This is a genomic window from Enorma massiliensis phI, from assembly GCF_000311845.1.
GTDB classification, from domain to species: Bacteria; Actinomycetota; Coriobacteriia; order Coriobacteriales; family Coriobacteriaceae; genus Enorma; species Enorma massiliensis.
In genome coordinates, this window is the sequence record NZ_HE978574.1 from 747,128 (window position 1) to 749,192 (window position 2,065).

Below are 2,065 nucleotides of genomic sequence, written 5' to 3' on the forward strand. Positions count from 1 at the left end.
CTTTCGCCTTTGATCTCGACCATGTGCGAAATTCGCCCATCCATATATTCGTTATGGACGATAGAGAGGGCGCCAGGGGCCGGTGCGTGCTGCGCATCGAGGTCATGGTAGAGCGTGCCCCCGTGAGCGATGTTCATAATCTGCGCGCCGCGACATATGCCGAGAATCGGCAGCCCTCGCTGCTCTGCGCCGAATAAGAGGTGGAGTTCCGCGGCGTCGCGTAGGGGAGTCGTTTCGCCTACCAGTCGTTCCCCTGATAACGCTTCGACCCCACATCGCTCGAGCGCGCTTCTATAGCGAGCGGGTTCTATATCTGCTCCGCCTGAGAGCATAAGGCCGTCGGCGCGGTCAAGATACTCATCGTATACATCGAAGCGCTCCGTTAGGGGAAGCACAACGGGCAAGCCGCCCGCTCGCACGATGGCGTCGGCATAGTTCTCGCACAGGCGAAAGGCAGTTTCGCCAAGATACGTGGTGAGCGATGCCGTTGCGAGAATAAGGGGGCGATGTGCCATGGGGCTCCTTCGAGAGCATGGCTCGAAGCGGTGCGGCGCATGCCGCGGCGAGCCATGGGGGTTAATCGACAAAACTTGGCTCAAAGGACTGCTTTTTTGAGTGTCTATGAAGTGTAGACGCTTCTCCGTATCTCAAAACCCCAGCTCAGAGATTCGCTGAAAAACGAGCTACTCGGGGTGTCTAGCAAAATTCGATCCTTTGAGACAAGTTTTGCATTGAGCAGTTCGCGTTGCCCTTGCGCGGGCGCTTCAGGTGCGTTAATCTATCAACGGGGTATAACTTAGTAATACTTAGTAATACCACGAAGCAATATCACACCAAGCCTGGGCGCGCGGCATGGGCCGAGTTAGGTCATTGGTAGTGCGACATCGGCACATGCCGCGCGCCCAGGTAAACGCACTCGTTCGTTCCACCGAGGTACGACCATGGCAGATCACATGACCCCGGTCGTCGCGAAGGTGCTGCCTGAAGAGAAGGCAGCCTTCGCGGCGGCAACGCAGCGCGTGGGCACCACGCCTTCAAATGCCATTCGCATGTTCATCGCGGCGTTCAACCGCTGCGGGACCTTTCCCTTCGACATCTCGCCCACGGGGGCCTTCGGCCCGGGGGACGGGTCTGCAAACGTTTCGACAACTGATTGATCCCCGGTGTCCATCCCCTTCGGATGCGCTACGATGGCATGCGTCATATGGGCGACGCGCGGAATCGCGCCGGAAGGGTGCCGGTACATGGAGCGAGCGAAGCAGACCTCCGAATCGATCGAACTCGGAATCGTGCTTGCCCTCGCGGGCGGGTTCATGGATGCGTATTCCTACGTTGCGCGCGACGGCGTGTTCGCCAACGCCCAGACGGGCAACATCCTGCTCACCGGCGTCCACATCTCAGAGGGCGACTACGCGCTGGCGCTCAGGTTCCTGGCCCCCGTGCTGTGCTTCTCGCTCGGCATCATGCTGAGCGACCTCGTGCACGAGCGCTTCTCGAGCCGGATCCACTGGCGCCAGGTGACGGTGCTCGTGGAAGCGCTCATCCTGCTCGGCGTGAGCTTCGTCCCCGGCGACCTCAACATCCTGGCGAACAGCCTGACGTCGCTCGCCTGCGGCATGCAGGTCGAGTCGTTCCGCAAGATCCACGGGCACGGCATCGCGACGACGATGTGCATCGGCAACCTGCGCTCGGCGCTGCAGAGCGTCGACGACTACATCGTCACGCACAAGCGGGGGTTCCTGGAGAACGGGGTGCTCTACTTCGGCGTGATCCTCTGCTTCGTGGTCGGCGCGATCTTGGGCAACTGGTTCATCGACCTGCTCTCGCTGCGCGCGATCGCGGTGTGCGCAGCGCTCCACTTCCTGGCGTTCCTCCTCATGTTCATAGACCGCGAGCGGCCCGGGGCCTAGGCGCCCGCCGCGCAGAGGATGCGCCCGCCGCCCAGCACGACGTCCCCGTCGTAGAGCACGACCGCCTGCCCGGGCGCGACGGCGCGCTGGGGCTCGTCGAAATCGATGCGGAGCGCCTCCCCGCGGACGGGCACGGGCCCCGCCGCGCATTCGGG

General features: G+C 62.3%; 4 protein-coding genes. 2 read left to right on the plus strand and 2 right to left on the minus strand.

All coding sequences use genetic code 11. The features are described from left to right. The coding region (locus tag HGEM_RS03060) for a gamma-glutamyl-gamma-aminobutyrate hydrolase family protein (RefSeq protein ID WP_195891232.1) at positions 1 to 515 on the minus strand (515 nt) is incomplete at its 3' end. Positions 516 to 941: 426 nt separating this feature from the next. Here HGEM_RS03060 and HGEM_RS03065 point away from each other — a divergent pair. Both HGEM_RS03065 and HGEM_RS03070 read left to right on the plus strand, forming a co-directional pair. Next, positions 942 to 1,157, plus strand: coding sequence for a type II toxin-antitoxin system RelB/DinJ family antitoxin (locus HGEM_RS03065; RefSeq protein ID WP_019127935.1), 216 nt, complete (start codon positions 942 to 944; stop codon positions 1,155 to 1,157). A gap of 87 nt (positions 1,158 to 1,244) precedes the next feature. Beyond that, a complete protein-coding gene (locus tag HGEM_RS03070) occupies positions 1,245 to 1,910 on the plus strand; it encodes a YoaK family protein (RefSeq protein WP_019127936.1) in 666 nt (221 codons plus the stop codon). On the opposite strand, the gene HGEM_RS10580 is transcribed toward HGEM_RS03070, so the two are convergent. Further along, a complete protein-coding gene (locus HGEM_RS10580) occupies positions 1,907 to 2,044 on the minus strand; it encodes an aminomethyltransferase beta-barrel domain-containing protein (protein ID WP_268257920.1) in 138 nt (45 codons plus the stop codon). The genes HGEM_RS03070 and HGEM_RS10580 overlap by 4 nt on opposite strands. Positions 2,045 to 2,065 lie beyond the last annotated feature (21 nt).

Coding starts and splice junctions, on each gene's coding strand:
- HGEM_RS03065 (WP_019127935.1), top strand. CDS start 942: ATGGCAGATCACATGACCCCGGTCGTCGCGAAGGTGCTGCCTGAAGAG.
- HGEM_RS03070 (WP_019127936.1), top strand. CDS start 1,245: ATGGAGCGAGCGAAGCAGACCTCCGAATCGATCGAACTCGGAATCGTG.